Here is a 16,007-nt window from a genome sequence, read left to right as displayed (position 1 = left end):
GATCGTCGAGGGCGACCAGCCCCTGCTGCTGATCCGCTCCGGAGATTGCGCCTCTTGACCTACTTGGATTCGACGCGTCCGAGCGGGTCCGGGTCGGCCGTCAGCGCGTCGCGCGCCTCCTGCCAGGCGGCATCGCCGGGGTAGAGCTCCGTGCGGAGGTAGGCGCAGGTGAGCCGCTGGACCGCGGACACCCGCTCGATGTTCTCGTCCGTGGTCTCGGCGACGTCGTATCCAGACACCCCGCCGAGACCGTGCTCTGCGTCGAACAGGGTGAGCAGGGACTTGGGACCCGGGGAGAGGACGTACGGGTCGGCGTGCCAGTCCGCACCCGCGACCGTCAGGTGGGTCGAGGTGTCCTTGTCGCCGGCGACCACCAGCGTGGGTGTCGTCATCTTGGAGAAGTCCGTGGTCAGGAAGAAGGAGAGGTTCTCGGCCACGGACTCGGTGAGTGCGTCGCCGCCCCTGCCGGGCGCGGCAAGCAGGACACCTGCCTTGATCCGGGGCTCGACCAGGTCCACTTCCGTTCCGTCGTCCGGATCGGTGAGCCGGGCGCCGAGCAGCAGGCTCGCTGTGTGCCCGCCCATCGAGTGCCCGGCCACGGCGACCTTGTCATGGTCCAGCCGCCCGAGAAACTGGGGGACGGCGGCCTCGATCACGTCGAGTTGGTCGAGGATGCGCGTCATGTCCTCGGCCCGTGATCGCCAGTGCAGGGGTGCGCCGGGAGTGCTGGGATCGAGGCTCAGCGTCCTGGAGCTCAGATGGGTGGGCTGGATCACGACAAAGCCGTGCGCAGCCCAGAAGTTGGCGAGCGGGGCATAGCCGTTCAGTGAGGAGAGGTGGTTCGAGTAGCCCTGCCCGTGCGAGAGGAGGATGACCGGCAGGTCGCCCCCCGTCACGGGCGCGGAGACCTTCACCTCAAGGTCCACCGCTCGGCCCGGGGCTGACAGCACCACCGGGCTGACCGAGAGGACGGGAGTGGGCAAGCCGACGGCGTCAGCAGTCCGAGCCGATGCACTCATGATGCGTATTTCCCTTCAAGGGCCTCAGCTGCCGGTCTCGTTCGGGCCGACGGCAGGTGAGGCGGACAGGAGCATCCGCATTCAGCCGGGCTGAAGCGGATCCTTGTTCCGTTTAATGTACGGAACGGTGTTCCGTTTTGTCAACGGCCTCCAGAAGGAGGGCGCGGTCACCCCTGCAGGCCCTTGCAGGAAAGTGCCAACCGGCAGCAAGCGGGCCAGCGCGCTGCGCAGCCAACCGACCCTGCTTGCTCCCGCAGCGCACTGTTCGCCGAACGCCGTGAGGAACCGTTCGGGCAGGGTTACGCCGTCAGTTCGGTGACCAGCTCGTCCAGAGTGTTCGTCCGCCAGGTGAACGTGTCGGTGCTCGCCGGTGGGTCCCCGACCGGTCGGTGGACGTAGGCGGTTCGCATTCCCACCGCCTGAGCTCCGCGAAGGTCCCAGGCGTGAGCGGCGACCATCAGCACGCGCTCCGGTGGACAACGTGCCGCGTCGAGCGCGAGCCGGTAGACCTCCGGCGCGGGCTTGTAGGCCTGGGCATCTTCGGCCGACAAGGCCTGGTGCCACCCCAGCTGGGCGTACGCGTTGAGGCGGAGGAGAGTCGCGCGACTGGCGTTGGAGAGTCCCAGGACAGGAAATCGCCGGGCGAGGTGCGCGAGTCCGGCGAGGGAGTCGCTCCAGGGCTTCAGGCGCTGGCTTGCGGTAGCCAGTCGCGCGATGGCCACCGGGTCGGTGAGCCCGGCGTGGTCGGCCACGCGTTGGGCTGCCTCGCGGTCGACGACCTCGGTGTTGGCGTACGCCCGGCCTCCCTCCGCGATGCGTTGCTGCTCGTGCTCGACGTGGTCTCGCCACACCGTGAGCAGTTGGTAGACGGACGCGTCGTCGGACGCGGGCACCGCGTCGTGGATGGCAGCCCGGAGTCCGCCCGGCTCGTCGACCATCGTTCCGAGGATGTCGAACACGACGACCTCGATGCCGTACGACTCGGCCATGCGGTCTCCTCCTCAAGGTGCTCAGGTGTGGCGTGGCTCGGGTCAGCGCGCAGGTAGCGATTGTTGCTCGACCTTGCGTCACCAGTCAAGGAGGTGACGAATCGGCCGGGTCCGTGAGCGGCGAACGAGATGGCTTCGCACCGCGTGACGGCCTGGAAGACCGCGGCAAGGTCGATGTCCGACTCCGTGAAACCGACGGACGGCTGCGGGTCCTTCATCGACGAGCGAGGACCGTGGCGCTGGCCACCCCCGTGCCGGCTGCCGGCGAATACTCGGGTGCGGGTGACACCGGGTCGCGCCTAGGCTCCGCTTCGGGGACCGAAGGGCGGCGCCCTGCCGACAGCGGTCAGTCAGTCGATCGGGGATGTTCAGGGGAATGACGTGTCAACTGTTCGCGGTCTGCTTCGGTGCGAGCCAGCCACTGCGTCTTGCGCAGTTCTGGGCGGGGGTTCTTGGCTGGGAGATGGTCGACGATCCGGACGACGGCGTCACGCTCCTGCCCAGTGATGACACCGGGTTCCGCATCCGTTTCCTTCCGAGCGGGGAGCGCAAGGTCGCGCAGAACCGGATGCACTTCGATCTGACGAGCACATCCCTGGAGGACCAGGAACGGACTGTGGCCAGGGCGCTGGGACTTGGTGGACGGCACATCGATGTCGGCCAACTCCCGGAGGAGGGCCATGTGGTGCTCGCCGACCCCGAAGGCAACGAGTTCTGCGTCGTCGGGCCGGGCAACAGCTTCCTCGCCGACTGCGGGTTCATCGGAGCGCTGGCCTGCGACGGCTCTCAGGAAGTCGGGTACTTCTGGAGCGAAGCCCTGGGGTGGCCGCTGGTCTGGGATCAGGACCAGGAGACCGCGATCCGCTCGCCGCACGGCGGTCCGAAGATCACGTGGGGTGGTCCACCGGTGGCGCCGAAGACAGGCAAGGACCGGCTGCGTTTCGACCTCGCTCCGCCTGTCCACGGTGATCGGCAGGCAGAGGTCGACCGTCTACTCTCCCTTGGGGCGACGCGAGTCGACGCCGGCCAGGGCGATGCCAGTTCGGTGGAGATGGCCGATCCCGACGGCAACGAGTTCTCTGTGTTGACGCCCCGGTAGCTCCGCCGACGTCCGGGGTCCGGGTCCGGGGCCCAGCGGGAGTACGTAGAACATGTCCTGGTGGCAACTCCCCCTGGCTATGCGGTCAGCGGATCTTCCACAGCCGGACGGTGCCGTCGTGACTCCCGCTGGCGAGTGTGGTGCCGTCCGGGCTGAACGCCACGGATCGCACGGTGCTCGTGTGGCCGGTGAGGGTGGCGACATTCGTACGCTTCGCGACGTCCCAGAGTCGAACGGTGTGGTCGTCGGGATAGTCGTTGCCGAGCGTGGCGCTGGCGCTGCCGCCCCCACTGGCGAGCATCCGTCCGTCGGGACTGAACGCCACGGACATCGCGACGCTGGTGTGGCCGTTGAGAACGGCGATGGTGCGGGCCGAGGAGACGTCCCACAGCCGGATGGTGCGGTCGTAGCTGCTGCTCGCCAGCGTGGTGCCGTCCGAGCTGAACGCCACCGTATGGACGGTGCTGGTGTGGCCGGTGAGGGTAGCCACACTCGAACGGCCTGCGACGTCCCACAATCGGACGGAGGCATCGTGGCTGCCGCTGGCCAACAGCCGTCCGTCGGGGCTGAACGCCACCGCCAGCACGAACGCGTTGTGGCCGGGCAGTATGGCGACGTTCTTACGGCTCGCGACGTCCCACAGCCGTACGTAGTCGAAGCTGTGGCCGCTGGCCAGGAGGGCGCCGTCCGGGCTGAACGCAACGCACCATGCCCAGTCGACGGTGGCACTTCGGGTCAGGGTCAGGGTGGCTGTCGTGTGTCCGGACGCCAGATCCCACAGGTGTACCCCGTCCCGGGCATCGGCCAGGGTGGTGCCGTCCGGGTGGAAGGCGACCTCCATCGAGGTGATCCGCCGGGCCTCGGTCAGGAGCGCGGTCGGATGTCCATTCTCCGCGTCCATCATTCGTATGGTGCCGTCCGAGATGCCGCCGGCCAGCGTACGCCCGTCCGGGCTGAAGGCCAGCGTGGTGACCTCTCCGGCCTGTATCAGGAGCGATACATAGCGGATGCCTTCGGTGACACCGGTCCTTCTGGGGACCGGGGCGAGGGACGCGTCGACGACCCCGGCCCCTGAGGAGGTCGGGGTGAGCAGCCCAGCGCTTGGGCCAGGGGCGGCGCGGGAGCCGCGATGCGAGGACAGCCGCGACAAGGTCACGCCGGCAGCGGAGACGGCAGCGGCTCCGAGCCCGGCCAGCAGGAGCGAGCGACGCCGTCGTCGGCTCCCGGCGGGCACACGTCCCACCTCTACAGCGACGGCGTCCGCCTGCTCGCCCGGGTGCTGCGCGTCGAGCGGCTGCGCGGACAGCAGCAGCGGGCTCGGCCCCTCTTCCGGTACCAGCCAGTACAGCCGGTACGTTGCGGGAGGCGGAAGCGGCGCGGCGCCGTCACGCACCTCGATCCGCACCGCGCCCACACGCACTTCCGGCTCCGCGCCCGGTACCTCGACGATCCGCCCCACCGCGCTCATGATCCGGGCCGGTACCCCGGTGAGCAGCGGTCGCTGTGCCGGGGCCAGCCGCCCGGCGGCGTTGGCCGCCACGGCCTCCTCATCCGTCCATGAACACGCCGTCGGCTGCGTCGCCACCATCCGTCTCCCTCCGGAATGCCTCTCCCTCGCTCCTCACCGCCGATGGTAGTTCGGGGCCCACCACCGGTCGTGGCCCCGAACGTGGCTGCGTACGGCGCCGGACCGTGCCGAACCCGACCTGAGGACAGGTCCCCCGACTCTCCGACCCGGCACTGCGAGCACTCAGCCGACGGCAGCGCCGAACCACCTGGGCAACTGGCTGCGCAGATCCTGCTGATCGTCACCGGCCCACGCCACATGGCCGTCCGGCCGGAGCAGCAGCGCGGGCACGTCCAGTTCCTCGCTGACGTCGACGACGTGGTCGACCCGGTCCGCCCACCCCGACACCGAGAGCCGGCCGGTCTGGTCGAGCAGCAGGCCGCGGCCGCCGTGCGTCAGCTCGTAGAGGCGACCTCGTTTCAGCTTCACGTCCCGCATCCGTCGGCCGAGCAGTTCATGTCCCTCGCCGAAGTCGTAGCGGACACTGATCGCGATGATCTTCTCGATCAGGTACCGGTTCACCTCGTCGAAGCCCATCAGTTCCGACATCAGCCGACGCACCGACTGGGGCCCCGGCTCGGGGGACATCAGCACGGTCTGCGCGCGGGTGTTGTCCAGCACGTCGGCGGCGACCGGGTGCCGTTCGGTGTGGTAGCTGTCCAACAGCCCTTCCGGCGCCCAGCCGTTGACCTGGGCGGCCAGTTTCCAGCCGAGGTTGAACGCGTCCTGGATGCCCAGGTTGAGGCCCTGCCCGCCCAGCGGCGGGTGGATGTGCGCCGCGTCGCCTGCCAGCAGTACCCGGGCGGTCCGGTAGCGCTCGGCCTGCCGGGTGCCGTCGCCGAAACGGGAGAGCCAACGCGGTGAGTGCACGCCGAAGTCGGTGCCGGTGAACACCCGCAACTGCTGCTTAACCTCCTCCAGGGTCGGCGCGACCGAGCGGTCCTCGGCCACTCCCTCGGCGGGCACGACGACGCGGTACAGCCCGTCTCCGTCAGGCCCTCCGTAGGGCCCGACGCCGAACCGAAGGTGGGTCTTGCGGACTTCGGCCACCACGGCGGCCACCGTTTCCTGCGGCGCTGCCACCTCCATCTCGCCCAGCAGCGTCTCGGCCCCGGAGGGTTCGCCGGGGAAGCCGACGCCGAGCAACTTGCGCACCGTGCTGCGGCCGCCGTCACAGCCGACGAGATAGCGCGAGCGCAACTGCGTGCCGTCGGCCAGCTCGGCGGTGACCCCCTGGGCGTCCTGGCTCAACCCGACCAGCTCGCAGCCGCGCCGGACATCGACACCGAGCTCGGTGGCATGCTCGGTCAGCAGGCGGTCGGTCACGGGCTGCGGAATGCCGAGAACGTACGGATGCGCCGTGTCCAGCCGATCCGGCGACGGCTTGGTGATGCCGGCGAAGAAGCCACCGACCGGGTACTGCTTCCCGAGCGCGAGGAACCTCTCCAGCAGACCGCGCTGGTCCATCACCTCGACGCTGCGCGCGTGCAGACCGAGCGCACGGACAACCTTGGTCGGCTCCGTCTCCTTCTCCAGCACGACCGCGTGCACGCCGTGCAGCCGCAACTCGCAGGCCAGCATCAAACCGGTCGGTCCACCGCCGACCACGATCACGTCAATCATCGAATCCCCCTCATCCAACACGGCCCATTCGGCCAGTAACTCCGCTTCGGCCAGTTGCTCCGCGCGGTCCGGCAGCTCGCACGCCCGCGCCTCCGCGCCGATTACATGCGGCCACGCCACGAGTCCCGCTGCCGGCTCGACGTCCCGCGAGACCCGTATGCCAACAAAGGCACACTCACTTCGTGACCCACTGATTTCCGCAGGTCCTGGCTTCGACCGGAGATTCTGCAGCATGACCGGGGTCTTGCCGCAAGGCCCCCGGTGCGCTATAGGTTGATAGTGGCAAGGAGAGGGCAATCTCCTTGCCTTTGCCATGTGCGGGCGGCGCCCCGGGAATGGGTTCCGACTCCATGGGGCAAGGCCCCACCATGAAATTCCGAAGAAGTATTCGACTCGCGTTAGTAGCCCTGCTCACTCTGGTCGCCGCCGCACTGGCACCGGGCGCGATCACCGGAGCGGGGGCCGCCGCCACCGCCTATACCGACCCGCTGGAGACGATCGGCGCGAGTGAACGGGCGGGCTACGGGCTCCGCTGGAACGCGGTCACCCCGGAGACCACCGCGAACCTCGACTCGAAGCTCAACAACGTGGGCGTCACCGAGGTGCTGGAGAGCGCCAACCACCCGGCGCGCTCCTGCAACGCCGCCGAGCGGGGCACCCTGCCGACCACTCCCACCGCGAGCACCAGCTTCTGCTGGGACACCGGCGACGCCACGACCCCGGACTGGCACCCCCAGTCGATCACCAGCTCGGGCGACGCCGACGACGACGGCGCCTGGGGTACCAACAGGCTGATCCTGGCCGGATGGAGCTACGTCGGCACCGGAACCGGCGACGCCCGCTACAACACCGTCCGCGTCGCCTTCATCGACTACAACAACCCCGCGGCCCCCAAGTACCGCTGGGTGCTCCTGGTGACTCCCACCAGCGGCGGCGAGAACTTCGCACGGGTCGCCGCGCATGCGGGAGGCATGGCCTGGTACGGGGACAAGCTGTTCGTCTCCGGCCAGCAGGGCCACACGAACGCGATCTACGTCTTCAGCATGCAGCACATCCTGCAGGCCTCGGTGAACAGCCACGCGATCGGCAAGGTCGACGGTGGCTACTCCGCCTGGGGCTACCAGTACGTCATGCCGGCCATCGGCTCGTACTCGTACGACGCGGGGGCCTGCAAGGGCAACGTGAACACCGCCGTGCCCTGCGTCGGTTCACTCTCGCTCGACCGCAGCAGCGTGCCCGACAGCCTGGTCACCACCGAGTACCTCAACAACGGCACCAAGGGCCGCATGCTGCGCTACAACTTCGGCAGCGACTACCTGCTCAACAACAGCAGCGCATCCGGCTCCTTCGTCCCGGCCGTCCAGGGCTACCGGAGCGGCGTAGGGAACATGCAGGGGGTTCTCGCCCACAACAACGTCTGGTACGTCGCACATGCCTCGGCCTCGTCCGGTGTTCACGGGCACCTCTGGGGGCAGACCACGACCCGCAGTGTGGCCACCTGCGGAGGCAGCTACCAGTGCTGGGCCGAGCACCCGGAGTCCCTGACGTACTGGCAGAGCACGGGCCAGGTCTGGTCCCTGACCGAATGGGAGAACCTAAGGACAGTGTTCGCCGTGCCCCTGTCCTCACTCCCCTCCTGAAGCGTGGCGCCTCAGGCCGCGAACAGGCGGCCTGAGCCGGTCTGTTGGCGGCCTCCGGTCATACGGTGAGGCTGGGGTCGGCCATGCAGGCGGCTGCCTGGACCGCGTGGTGCGGGGCGGCCGTCACACCACGCTCACGGGATGCCGCACCACCGCGTCGAACAGGTACCCCTGTGTGTTCGGCACAGCGGTGTCCGGCTGAGTGCGGCCGGCCGTGTCGGTGGCGCGGGCCAGCAGGTGGGTGGCGCCGGGCGCCTCGGGACTCCAGCCGAGTGACCAGCGGGACCAGGTACCGGCGCGGGGCCGGTCGTGGAGGCGGGCCGGCCGCCAGCTCGCCCCGGCGTCGGTGCTGACATCGACACGTGCCACGGCGCCCGCACCCGACCACGACCGCCCGTGCAGTACGTGCCTCTGTCCCGCCGTGAACGTGGCACCGCTCGCCAGCTCGAAGGCGCTCTTCGTGGCCTGCCGGGTGATGGGCGCGCTGCCGCCCTCCGGGTGTGCGGGGCCGAACAGCCGGTAGAAGGTGGTGTTCCACGGCGAGTAGAGCGGCTGCGCGGACACCTCGATGTCGCCGACCCACTTGATCGACGCGATCCCGACCCAGGAAGGCACCAGCACCCGTACCGGATATCCGTGATCGTGGGGAAGCCGCTCACCGTTCATCTCGTACGCGAGCAGTACGTCGTCCAGCGCCTTCGCCAGCGGCAGCGGACGGCGCACCCTCCCTAGATTCTCGCCTCCGCTGATGTACTCGGCGTCCAGGCCGCGCGGCTGCACGTCCACGGCGTACGGGGACAGCCCGGCCCGGCGCAGCACGTCGGCTAGGCGCACCCCGCGCCAGCGCGCCACACCGATCGCGCCCAGAGTCCACGGGGTCCCGGTGACCGTCTCGCCCTGTTGGGTCGTGTAGTAGGAGCGTCCGTTTCCGGCGCACTCGACGAACGCGGTACGGGTGACCGCGGGCAGAGCTCTCAGATCGTCGTACCCGAATTCCACCGCCCGGTCCTCGCCGGGGGCGCCGCGCAGTCCGCTCCCCCACAGCCGCAGCCGCCATTCGTCGGCCTGGAGGACGGGGGTGGCTGTGTGGTTGCGTACGAAGAACCGCTCGTTGGGGGTGTGGAGGCCTGTGCCGCGCAGCGCCTCCCAGCGGGTCTCGGCGTTGGTGCCGCGTTCGATGAACCACTCGGGTGGCAGTGTCTTGACGATCGGCCGGTCGGCGGCATGGGCGGAGCTCGTGGCGCCCAGAGCGGTCCCGGCGGCGGTGGCGGCGAGCAGGGTGAGCAGTCGACGGCGGGTGATCCCGTCCGCCCTGGCTTCGCCGACGAGCCACTGGCGCAGCCTGCGGCGGTCGTAGGCGGATTCGTCGTGATGGCCGGCGGGGGCGGCAGAAGGCATGGCGAGTCCTCGTCAGAAGGTCAGAAGGGGAGAAGAGGAGAAAGCGCGGGAGGAAGTCAGGCGCGGGTCGGAGCGGGCATCCGGCGACCCGGATTCCGGGCACAACAGGTCTGCACAGCAGGGCTGTTGGCAGGAGGCGCGAAGAAGCGCCTGATCAGCCGGTCGTCCGACACAGGGCCGCGGCCACCCGGACGAGGTCCACGGCGCGGCGGCGAGTCAGAGGCTCCGGCGACGGCATGGCGGGATGCAAGCACGTGGCTCGCCAGGGTGTCAACGGAGCCTTCGTGTCAGGGAGCCGGCCGACTCGGCACGGCCAGTGCCCCTGGGTACGAGGGCACACCGGCGGGACGGCGGAGACACGGGGTGCGCCGGAAGGCGGGAGCCGCCCTCGAACAGCACGCCGGGCAGCCGCGGCCGTCTTGCCCTTGACGCGCGCGTCAGGGGTTAGCGTCTGCGCGCCGACGGCCGGGCACCGTTCCGGCTGTCCTCCGCACCCACTCACCCACCTGATCTGCCAAGGAGCCCCGACATGGCCACTCTCCTGCCTGCCACGACGCGCGAGATCCTGCTGACCGACGCTCCCCAGGGGTTGCCCGGGCCCGAGGACTTCGCGGTCGTGGAGAAGCCGCTCCCCTCCCCCGGTCCGGGTCAAGTCCTCGTCCGGAACCGGTACTTCCTCGTGTTTCCCGGGCTGCGCACCCTGATCGGCGGCCAGGCCGACGGCGTACCACTGCCGCGTATCCACGTCGGTGACGCGCTCTTCGGTCCCGCTGTCGGCGAGGTTGTCGCGGCCCCGGCAGGCAGCTCGTTGCGGCCGGGGGACGCGGTCGGCCATTTGCTCGGATGGCGTGAGCACGCGCTGGTGGCGGAGGGCGACTGCGCTCCGCTGGGCGAGGCCCTGCCCGACCCGGTGGCCCATCTGTCGTCCGGGGCTGCCGCCTACGGAGCCCTGACCCGGCTCGCCGAAGTCCGCACCGGAGACACGGTGTTCGTCACGGGGGCGGCGGGAGCCGTGGGGTCGCTGGCCGGTTCCGTGGCGCGCCTGTTGGGCGCAACGAGGGTCATCGGCAGCACTCGTTCGCCGGACAAGGCCGAGCGGCTGCGGGCCGAGTTGGGCTACGACGAGGTGCTGGTGCCGGGATCCCGGTCGCTCGACGCGCAGTTGGCCGCGGCGGCGCCGGAGGGCATCGACGTGCTGCTGGACACCGTCGGCGGTGAGCAACTGACCGCGGCGGTCCGCGCCGCGCGCCGCGGTGCCCGCTTCGCACTGGTCGGCGCTCTGGCCGGACAGTTGTCGCCGCACCGGGACGGTGGCCGCGCGCCCGCTGAGATCGACACGTTCCGGCTCGTCAACCAGAGCGTTTCGCTCCGCGGTTACAGCGGCATGGATCATCCCGAGGTGACGGAGGAATGGACCAAGCGCTTCGGGGACTGGCTGCGCTCCGGGAAGATCACCTTTCCGCACGTCCGGGTCCCGGGCATGGATCGGGCTCCGCGGGCGTTGCAGGAACTGTTCGAGGGACGGCACTTCGGGACCGTCGTCGTGGAGTTGCCGCCGCGGTGAGGCTACGAGGCGTGGTTGCGGGTGCGGCAGGGGCGTGAAGAAGTCCAGGACGGGGGCGGGATGCGGATCGGGGATGCGGCGGCAGCGGCGGGGACCACGCCCCGGGCGCTGCGGTTCTACGAGGAACGCGGCGTGCTGCCACCGCCGCCGCGCACGACCGCCGGACAGCGGGAGTACGGTCCGGACGATGTGGCCAGAGCCCGCGTTGTCCGTGAGCTGCTGACGCTCGGGCTCACCATCGAGGACCTGCGCGGTGTCGCCGACCGGATCGACCTGCTGGTCGAGAATCCGCAACGGCGTTGCGGATGCCCCGACTCCGGTGTCCCCGGCTCCAGGGTCGCCGACCGCAGACTGGCGGCCCTCGACGCCGAGATCGCCCGCCTGACCCGTCTGCGCGACCGTCTGGCAGAGCGCGTGGACGATCGGTCCGGCTCGTCCCTGTTTTCACCTGCGGCGGCCGTGTCGGCTGAGGCTCAGTAGGCCGTGTCGGCCGCCTGCCCGATGCCTCGTGCGTACACGCCGGTTGACGTCGTGGTAGGCGGTCCCGTCGAGGGCCAGACTGTTCGGGAAGGAGCTGACCTCTGCCAGTCACGAGATCAGTTCTCCGACAAGCCCTGGCCAGGATCGGGTACGGAGTTCGGCACCAAACGGCCTCAATTGCCGACGCCGAGTCCGGCCATGAACGCGGACGGGTATCGATCGCCGCTCGCCGCACCCGGCGGCACCGCCTTCTCGATCTCGGCGAGGTCGTCCGCGGCGAGGGTCAGCTCCATCGCGGGCAGCGCCTCGGCCAGCCGCTCGCGGGTGCGGGCGCCGACCAGCGGCACGATGTCCTCTCCCTGTGCGGCCACCCAGGCGATGGCCAGTTGGGCGACCGTGCACCCCTTCGCGTCGGCGACCCGGCGCAGTGCCTCCGCGAGGGCGAGGTTGTGTTCCACGTTCCCGCTCGAGAATCGCGGGCTGAAACCGCGGCCGTCGCCGGGGCCGGCCGTGCGGCCCATGGACCAGTGCCCGGAGATGAGGCCGCGGCCGAGGACTCCGTACGCGGTCAGGCCGATGCCGAGCTCCCGCAGCGTAGGCAGAACGTGCGCCTCCACCGCTCGGGACAGGAGGGAGTACTCGATCTGAAGATCGGCCACCGGGTGGACGGCCTGCGCCCGGCGGATCGTCGCCGCGTCGACCTCCGAAAGGCCGAGATACCGGACGTACCCGGCGTCGATCATCTCTTTGATCGCGCCCACCGATTCCTCGATCGGTACCGTCGAGTCGAGCCGGGCGGGACGGTAGATGTCGATGTGGTCGGTGCCCAGCCGGGTCAGCGAGTAGGCCAGGAAGTTCTTCACCGCTTCGGGCCGGCCGTCCTGCCCGCTGAACTCGTGGCCCGGCCCCCGCAGCTGACCGAACTTGACGCTCAACCGGTAGCTGTCCCGGTCCCGGCCGCGCAGCGCCTCCGCGAGCAGCAGCTCGTTGTGGCCCATGGCGTAGAAGTCGCCGGTGTCGATCAGCGTGACGCCGGCCTCCAGCGCGGCGTGCACGGTGGCGATACTCTCCGCGCGGTCGGCCGCGCCGTAAGCGCCCGACATGCCCATCGCGCCCAGACCCAGCGCGGAAACGGCGGGGCCGGTGCTGCCCAGGGTTCGTGTCTGCATCGTGTGCTCCTTCGTCGTCGGTCTGCCGTCCACCTTGCGGCCGCGCCGCGACGTACGGGAGCGGAGCGTTCATCCTGGGAGAGCCGCTCCCTGGCTCGGCTCGCCCGCCCCGAGAGACGATGGGGTCATGGAACGTGACCAGCTCGCCGACTTCCTGCGCCGCCGCCGCGAGGCGATGCGCCCGGCCGAGGTCGGTATCGCCGACGGTCCCCGCCGCCGAACCACCGGTCTGCGCCGGGAAGAGGTGGCCGCGCTCGCCGGCATGTCGGTGGACTACGTCGTACGCCTTGAGCAGGGCCGCAGCAGTCAGCCGTCGGTCCAGTTGCTCGGCGCGCTGGCCCGGGCGCTGCGCCTCTCCGACGACGAGCGCGATCACCTGTTCCACCTGGCCGGCCATCGGCCCCCACCCGCCGATGGGGTGGCTCGCCTGGCCCGCGCCGGCCTGATCCGCATGCTCGACCTGCTCGGCGACACCCCGGCGCTGGTGCTGTCCGACCTGGGTGAGGCCCTCGCCCAGAACCGGGCCGCCCTCCTGCTCATGGGCGACCACACCGGCTTGTCCGGCGACCGTCGCTACGTCGCATATCGCTGGTTCACCGACCCAGGGGCCCGGGCCGTCACCCCTCCCGAGGAACAAGAACGCCACGGCCGCCAACTCGTGGCCGACCTGCGTGCGGCCGCCGGCCGCCGGTCCGGCGACTCCACGGTCGCGGGACTCGTCGACCGGTTGCGGGCCGCGAGCGCCGACTTCCGCCGGCTGTGGGCAGAGCACGAGGTAGCGGTCAGGCGAGCCGACCGCAAGACCCTGCTGCATCCGCGGGTCGGCCGCCTGCTGATGGACTGCGAGACCCTGGTCACTCCCGATCAGGGCCAGCAACTGCTGGTGCTCACCCCGGCGGACGCCGAGGCCCGCGAGCGGCTGGAGCTGCTGCGGGTCATCGGGATCGAGGAATTTCCCACGGGGGCAACGGGCCCTTCGGCACGGTGAAGCGGCCGGCCCGGCCGACATGCCACTCGCCGAACTCGTTCACCCCGACAAACATCCACCGGCACATCGAGCACGACTACCGGAGACTCGAACATGGCCTGGGCCCGGACCACTTCGACGGCCGGTCCTGGCCCGACAGCTGCGTCACCTGCCACCGCCCGCTCCGGCCCTCCCAACGGAGCAAGCCGCAGATGGTGGCGCAGTCGCGCTGGAGGAAGGTCATCCCGTTGAGGTTGCCGACCAGGGCTGCGCAAGCTCGATGTCCCGACGCCGCACTTCACGGACGAGTTCTGATCCCGTCAATGGTTCAGAGGCTCCGTCAAGGGGACAGATGTCTGCAACCCTTCAAGTGCGCCCTTCGGCCGGCAGGCGCTTTTCGAAGGGCAGCGGGCCGATGGTTTCCGGGTCGGCGGAGGTGTCGAACAGCGGGGTGTAGCCGATGGCCAGGTACAAGCCGCGGGCCTCTGGCTGGCGCGGCCCGGTGGTCAGGTAGATCCGGTGGTAGCCGCGTACGCGCGCCTCGTGCTCCAGTTCGGCGACAACGAGTCGCGCGAGGCCGCGTCGGCGGTGGGCGGAGTGCGTCCAGATCCGTTTGAGTTCCGCCGTGGTGGCGTCGTACCGGCGGAAGGCGCCGCCCGCGACCGGCTCACCGCGCTCCAGGAGCAGGAGCAGCGCCCCGCCGTGCGGCCGGGTGAACTCCTCGTCGGGGTAGCGGGCGAGTTCGGCGTGCGCGTCCTTGCCGTAGCGCGTCGAGTACTCGTCGCCGAGTTCGCGCAGCAGCGGTCTCACCCGCGGGTCGGACACGGCCACTTGAACGACCGTCAACTCGGGTGAGGCCGACGGTGGTTGCGCGACTGACGTCATCCATTCACCGCCGCGAGGCTCTGCGTGGCGCGGGCCGCCCGCTCGGCGTCGCGCTTGGCGTCGCGCTTGGCGTCGCGCTTGGCGTCGCGCTTGGCGTCGCGCTTGGCGACCTCCTCGCGGACGATCGGGATCACGTACCGGCCGAAGTCGATCGCGTCGTCCAACAGGTCGTAGCCGCGGGCGGAGAGGATGACGACACCGAGGTCGTAGTAGTCCAGGAGAGCTAGGGCGACCGTCTCCGGGGTGCCGACCAGGGCGTTGGAGTTGCCCGCACCCCCGGTGGCGGCGGCTGTCGGGGTCCACAGGGCACGGTCGTAGCGCTCGCCCGCCTCAGCGATCGCGATCAACCGCTGCGAGCCGGTGTTCTGCGGCTGCGCCTGCCCGTTGTGGCGCTTGCCGATCGCCTCGCCCTTCTCCTTGCGGGCCTTGATCACGCCTACTGTGCGATGCGCCTTCTCCCAGGCCAGTTCCTCGGTCGGGGCAATGATCGGGCGGAACGCCGCCTGGATACGGGGTACTTCGGTACGGCCCGCGGCCTTCGCGGCGGCCTTCACGTTCTCGATCTGCTCGGCGGTCCTCGCGAGGGGCTCGCCCCAGAGGCAGTAGATGTCGGCCTCGGCGCCCCCTGCGGCGTACGCGGCGGGCGACGAACCTCCGAACGACACCTTCGGGCGCGGCCGTTGGACGGGGAAGACGTCGCTGACGAAGTCGCGGAAACGGTAGTGCTCGCCCTTGTGGTCGAACGGCTCGCGGGTGGTCCAGATCTTCTTGACGATCCGGATGTACTCTCGGGTGCGGGCGTAGCGCTCGTCCTTGGTGAGGATGTCGCCCTCGCGGCCCTGCTCCTGGTCGTTGCCGCCGGTGATGAAGTGCACGGCCAGCCGGCCCTCACTGATCTGGTCGAGGGTGGCGAAGGTCTTCGCGGCGAAGGTCGGGTACGAGACGTTGGGCCGGTGGGCGAGCAGGATCTGGAGCCGGTCCAGCCGGCTCGCGATGTAGGCGGCGGCCGGCGCGGGATCCGGCGATCCGGAGCCGTAGGCGAACAGCACCCGGTCCCAGCCGTGCTCCTCGTGAGCCCGCGCCAGCCGGAGCGTGTACTCCTTGTCGAAGGCGGCGCCGGAGCGCGCGGTGGTTTCGGATCCGTTGTTGGTCGCGGCGATACCGAGGAACTCCACGGGCATGGGAATGGCCTTTCGTACGGGTGTGGCCACGCGTGGGCGGGACGGAATGGCCTTTCGTGCAGCCGGGCATGACTGCTCGTCAGGTAACTGGCGCGGATTGGAGCGAGCACGGCGACGCCGCGCGTCGGGCGAACCGGATGGCGGCAGCGCGCGTCAGGGCCCGCAGGACCACGTCGTTGCGCGGGTCAGCACCTGTGCGCGTCGGTGACGCGAAGGGAAAACTCGGCCCGCTACGAGGTCACCGAGGAGGGAAGGGCCGACGAACGGCCCGCTGCCCGAGTCAGGCGCGACACGCCGCGGACCACACCCGACCGAAGTCGATGTGGTCACGCGAGACCAAGCGCTGCTGGGCGTTCATGCGGCCAATTGAGCAATACATCTCGCTCATCGTCAACCAACGCCCGCATGCCGGACCGGCTCCGCCAG

General features: G+C 70.1%; 13 protein-coding genes. 5 read left to right on the top strand and 8 right to left on the bottom strand.

All coding sequences use genetic code 11. The annotated features are described in order from the left end of the window. Window positions 1-59: 59 nt before the first annotated feature. Both ACH4YP_RS42625 and ACH4YP_RS42620 read right to left on the bottom strand, forming a co-directional pair. On the bottom strand, window positions 60-1,019 hold the full coding sequence (locus tag ACH4YP_RS42625; RefSeq protein ID WP_398496590.1) for an alpha/beta hydrolase family protein: 960 nt from the start codon (window positions 1,017-1,019) through the stop codon (window positions 60-62). A gap of 299 nt (window positions 1,020-1,318) precedes the next feature. Further along, the gene (locus tag ACH4YP_RS42620) at window positions 1,319-2,008 is read right to left on the bottom strand and encodes a haloacid dehalogenase type II (protein WP_398496589.1); all 690 of its coding nucleotides are present in this window, start codon (window positions 2,006-2,008) and stop codon (window positions 1,319-1,321) included. 376 nt (window positions 2,009-2,384) lie between these two features. Between ACH4YP_RS42620 and ACH4YP_RS42615 the strand changes: the two genes are divergently transcribed. After that, window positions 2,385-3,107 (top strand): VOC family protein, encoded by a 723-nt coding sequence (locus ACH4YP_RS42615; RefSeq protein WP_398496587.1) that lies wholly within the window; start codon window positions 2,385-2,387, stop codon window positions 3,105-3,107. Between the two features lie 85 nt (window positions 3,108-3,192). Here ACH4YP_RS42615 and ACH4YP_RS42610 read toward each other — a convergent pair whose 3' ends face one another. Together ACH4YP_RS42610 and rox are read right to left on the bottom strand one after the other, a co-directional pair. Further along, window positions 3,193-4,695 (bottom strand): WD40 repeat domain-containing protein, encoded by a 1,503-nt coding sequence (locus ACH4YP_RS42610; RefSeq protein ID WP_398496585.1) that lies wholly within the window; start codon window positions 4,693-4,695, stop codon window positions 3,193-3,195. A gap of 162 nt (window positions 4,696-4,857) precedes the next feature. Next, complete coding sequence (gene rox / locus ACH4YP_RS42605) at window positions 4,858-6,297, bottom strand: rifampin monooxygenase (RefSeq protein ID WP_398496584.1); 1,440 nt, start codon at window positions 6,295-6,297, stop codon at window positions 4,858-4,860. A 368-nt stretch (window positions 6,298-6,665) separates the two neighbouring features. On the opposite strand from rox, the gene ACH4YP_RS42600 reads away from it, so the two are divergent. Further along, entirely contained in the window at window positions 6,666-7,937 is a 1,272-nt protein-coding gene (locus ACH4YP_RS42600) for a hypothetical protein (protein ID WP_398496582.1), read from the top strand. A 123-nt stretch (window positions 7,938-8,060) separates the two neighbouring features. Here the strand turns inward: ACH4YP_RS42600 and ACH4YP_RS42595 are convergent, their stop codons facing one another. Beyond that, window positions 8,061-9,335, bottom strand: coding sequence for a sulfite oxidase (locus tag ACH4YP_RS42595; protein ID WP_398496580.1), 1,275 nt, complete (start codon window positions 9,333-9,335; stop codon window positions 8,061-8,063). Between the two features lie 529 nt (window positions 9,336-9,864). On the opposite strand from ACH4YP_RS42595, the gene ACH4YP_RS42590 reads away from it, so the two are divergent. Together ACH4YP_RS42590 and ACH4YP_RS42585 are read left to right on the top strand one after the other, a co-directional pair. Then, window positions 9,865-10,899, top strand: coding sequence for an NADP-dependent oxidoreductase (locus ACH4YP_RS42590; protein ID WP_361066744.1), 1,035 nt, complete (start codon window positions 9,865-9,867; stop codon window positions 10,897-10,899). 60 nt (window positions 10,900-10,959) lie between these two features. Next, window positions 10,960-11,379: a MerR family transcriptional regulator gene (locus ACH4YP_RS42585; RefSeq protein ID WP_398496578.1), complete on the top strand. Its 420-nt coding sequence runs from the start codon at window positions 10,960-10,962 to the stop codon at window positions 11,377-11,379. Between the two features lie 173 nt (window positions 11,380-11,552). Here ACH4YP_RS42585 and ACH4YP_RS42580 read toward each other — a convergent pair whose 3' ends face one another. Then, window positions 11,553-12,548: an aldo/keto reductase gene (locus ACH4YP_RS42580; RefSeq protein ID WP_398496576.1), complete on the bottom strand. Its 996-nt coding sequence runs from the start codon at window positions 12,546-12,548 to the stop codon at window positions 11,553-11,555. 127 nt (window positions 12,549-12,675) lie between these two features. Between ACH4YP_RS42580 and ACH4YP_RS42575 the strand changes: the two genes are divergently transcribed. Next, window positions 12,676-13,536 carry a helix-turn-helix transcriptional regulator gene (locus ACH4YP_RS42575; RefSeq protein ID WP_398496574.1) on the top strand — a complete coding sequence of 287 codons (861 nt, stop codon included), beginning with the start codon at window positions 12,676-12,678 and terminating at the stop codon, window positions 13,534-13,536. A 345-nt stretch (window positions 13,537-13,881) separates the two neighbouring features. Here ACH4YP_RS42575 and ACH4YP_RS42570 read toward each other — a convergent pair whose 3' ends face one another. Together ACH4YP_RS42570 and ACH4YP_RS42565 are read right to left on the bottom strand one after the other, a co-directional pair. Further along, on the bottom strand, window positions 13,882-14,400 hold the full coding sequence (locus ACH4YP_RS42570) for a GNAT family N-acetyltransferase (protein ID WP_398496573.1): 519 nt from the start codon (window positions 14,398-14,400) through the stop codon (window positions 13,882-13,884). Then, window positions 14,397-15,581, bottom strand: a complete 1,185-nt coding sequence (locus tag ACH4YP_RS42565; RefSeq protein ID WP_398496571.1) for an LLM class flavin-dependent oxidoreductase — start codon at window positions 15,579-15,581, stop codon at window positions 14,397-14,399. Before ACH4YP_RS42565 ends, ACH4YP_RS42570 begins: the two co-directional genes overlap by 4 nt. Between the last annotated feature and the right edge of the window lie 426 nt (window positions 15,582-16,007).

The organism is Streptomyces sp. NPDC020747, assembly GCF_044334695.1.
Lineage (GTDB): Bacteria > Actinomycetota > Actinomycetes > Streptomycetales > Streptomycetaceae > Streptomyces.
The sequence above is the reverse complement of the archived record's forward strand: the minus strand, read 5'-3'. Positions and strand labels throughout refer to the sequence as shown.

Bases quoted from the DNA above. Each gene is read 5' to 3' on its own strand.
- ACH4YP_RS42610 (WP_398496585.1), bottom strand. From the start codon at position 4,695: ATGGTGGCGACGCAGCCGACGGCGTGTTCATGGACGGATGAGGAGGCC.
- ACH4YP_RS42590 (WP_361066744.1), top strand. From the start codon at position 9,865: ATGGCCACTCTCCTGCCTGCCACGACGCGCGAGATCCTGCTGACCGAC.
- ACH4YP_RS42570 (WP_398496573.1), bottom strand. From the start codon at position 14,400: ATGACGTCAGTCGCGCAACCACCGTCGGCCTCACCCGAGTTGACGGTC.
- ACH4YP_RS42585 (WP_398496578.1), top strand. From the start codon at position 10,960: ATGCGGATCGGGGATGCGGCGGCAGCGGCGGGGACCACGCCCCGGGCG.
- ACH4YP_RS42625 (WP_398496590.1), bottom strand. From the start codon at position 1,019: ATGAGTGCATCGGCTCGGACTGCTGACGCCGTCGGCTTGCCCACTCCC.
- ACH4YP_RS42580 (WP_398496576.1), bottom strand. From the start codon at position 12,548: ATGCAGACACGAACCCTGGGCAGCACCGGCCCCGCCGTTTCCGCGCTG.
- ACH4YP_RS42575 (WP_398496574.1), top strand. From the start codon at position 12,676: ATGGAACGTGACCAGCTCGCCGACTTCCTGCGCCGCCGCCGCGAGGCG.
- ACH4YP_RS42620 (WP_398496589.1), bottom strand. From the start codon at position 2,008: ATGGCCGAGTCGTACGGCATCGAGGTCGTCGTGTTCGACATCCTCGGA.
- rox (WP_398496584.1), bottom strand. From the start codon at position 6,297: ATGATTGACGTGATCGTGGTCGGCGGTGGACCGACCGGTTTGATGCTG.
- ACH4YP_RS42565 (WP_398496571.1), bottom strand. From the start codon at position 15,581: ATGCCCGTGGAGTTCCTCGGTATCGCCGCGACCAACAACGGATCCGAA.
- ACH4YP_RS42595 (WP_398496580.1), bottom strand. From the start codon at position 9,335: ATGCCTTCTGCCGCCCCCGCCGGCCATCACGACGAATCCGCCTACGAC.
- ACH4YP_RS42600 (WP_398496582.1), top strand. From the start codon at position 6,666: ATGAAATTCCGAAGAAGTATTCGACTCGCGTTAGTAGCCCTGCTCACT.
- ACH4YP_RS42615 (WP_398496587.1), top strand. From the start codon at position 2,385: ATGACGTGTCAACTGTTCGCGGTCTGCTTCGGTGCGAGCCAGCCACTG.